The organism is Nocardioides sp. (assembly GCF_036267815.1).
Lineage (GTDB): Bacteria > Actinomycetota > Actinomycetes > Propionibacteriales > Nocardioidaceae > Nocardioides.
Window position 1 is genome coordinate 1 of sequence record NZ_DATAVI010000062.1, and the last position, 1735, is coordinate 1735.

The following is a 1735-nucleotide window of genomic DNA, read 5'->3' on the forward strand; positions in this document are numbered from 1 at the left end:
TTGGCGGGCGCGGTCTCGCGGCCCGACGGTCCGGCCGCGACCAGCAGCCGGTGCAACAGCTCAGGAGTCGCCATGGCCGGGGAATCTAGACCAGGAGCTCGCGCAGCACGTACTGGAGGATGCCGCCGTGCCGGTAATAGACCTGCTCTTTGGGCGTATCGATCCGGACGGTGACCTCGAACTCCGTGCCGTCAGCGACGACCGTCAGGGTTCGCGGCACCTGGTCGGCGTCGGCGATCCCCTTGATGGTGAACTTCTCCCGGCCGGTGAGACCCAGGGACTCGACCGAATCGCCGTCTGAGAACTGCAGCGGCAGCACGCCCATGCCGATCAGGTTGGAGCGGTGGATGCGCTCAAAGCTCTGGGCGATGACCGCCCGCACGCCCAGCAGGCGCGTGCCCTTCGCCGCCCAGTCGCGCGAGGATCCCGAGCCGTACTCCTTGCCGGCCAGGATGATGAGGGGGACGTGCTGGTCGATGTAGCGCATGGCGGCGTCGTAGATCGACATCTCGTCGTCGCCGTCGCCGCCCAGGTACTTGGTCACGCCGCCCTCGGTGCCCGGAGCGAGCTGGTTGCGCAGGCGGATGTTGGCGAAGGTGCCGCGCATCATCACCTCGTGGTTGCCGCGGCGCGACCCGTAGGAGTTGAAGTCCCGCGACTCGACATGGTTCTCGTTGAGGTACGCCGCGGCAGGTCCGTCACGTTTGATCGAGCCGGCCGGGGAGATGTGGTCGGTGGTGACGCTGTCGCCGAGCTTCGCCAGCACGCGGGCGTCGATGATGTCCTCCAGCGGCTCGGGCTCGCGCGGCATCTCCGTAAAGAACGGCGGCCGGCGCACGTACGTGGAGCGCTCATCCCACTCGAAGGCATCGCCGGTCGGCACCTCGAGCGAGTTCCAGCGCTCGTCGCCGTCGAAGACCTGTCCGTAGGACTTGTGGAACATGTCTGACTGGACGGCCTCCTCGACGGTCTGACCCACCTCCTTGGAATCGGGCCAGATGTCCTTGAGATACACGGGGTTGCCGTCCTTGTCCTCGCCCAGCGGGTCGTCATAGAGGTCGATGTCCATCGTTCCGGCGATCGCGTACGCGACGCACAGCGGGGGGGAGGCGAGGTAGTTCATCTTCACGTCGGGGTTGATGCGGCCCTCGAAGTTGCGGTTGCCCGACAGCACCGAGACGACGGCCAGGTCCTCGGCACCCACGACGTCGGAGATCTCCTGCGGCAGCGGTCCGCTGTTGCCGATGCACGTGGTGCAGCCATAGCCGACGAGGTTGAAGCCCAGCGCGTCGAGGTACTCGTCCAGCCCGGCGCGCTCCAGGTACTCGGTCACCACCTTGGATCCGGGCGCGAGCGAGGTCTTGACCCAGGGCTTGACCTGCAGCCCCTTCTGCACGGCGTTGCGCGCCAGGATCCCCGCGCCGAGCATGACCGACGGGTTGGAGGTGTTGGTACAGCTCGTGATCGCCGCGATGACGACGTGGCCGTGGTCGAGCTCGGTCTCGGTCCCGTCCTCGAGGGTGAGCGGGGTACGCGCCTGCTTGCGGTCGGCGACCTGCGCGCCGCCGGTGCCTCCCGCCGGGCCGTGGCCGTCGCCGTTGGGGACGTGCGTGGACACCGGATCCGACGCCGGGAAGCTGTCGGCCAGGCTTTCGTCCTCGCTGTCCTCTGACTCGTCGTCACCGACGAGGTCCTCCAGCGCCATCCGGAAGGCGTCGCGCGACTCGGTCAGCGA

At 67.9% G+C, this 1735-nt stretch carries 1 protein-coding gene; it reads right to left on the reverse strand.

What is annotated here, in order from left to right; all coding sequences use genetic code 11:
* Window positions 1-85 precede the first annotated feature (85 nt).
* The coding region (locus VHW64_RS13360; RefSeq protein WP_329651058.1) for an aconitate hydratase AcnA at window positions 86-1735 on the reverse strand (1650 nt) is incomplete at its 5' end.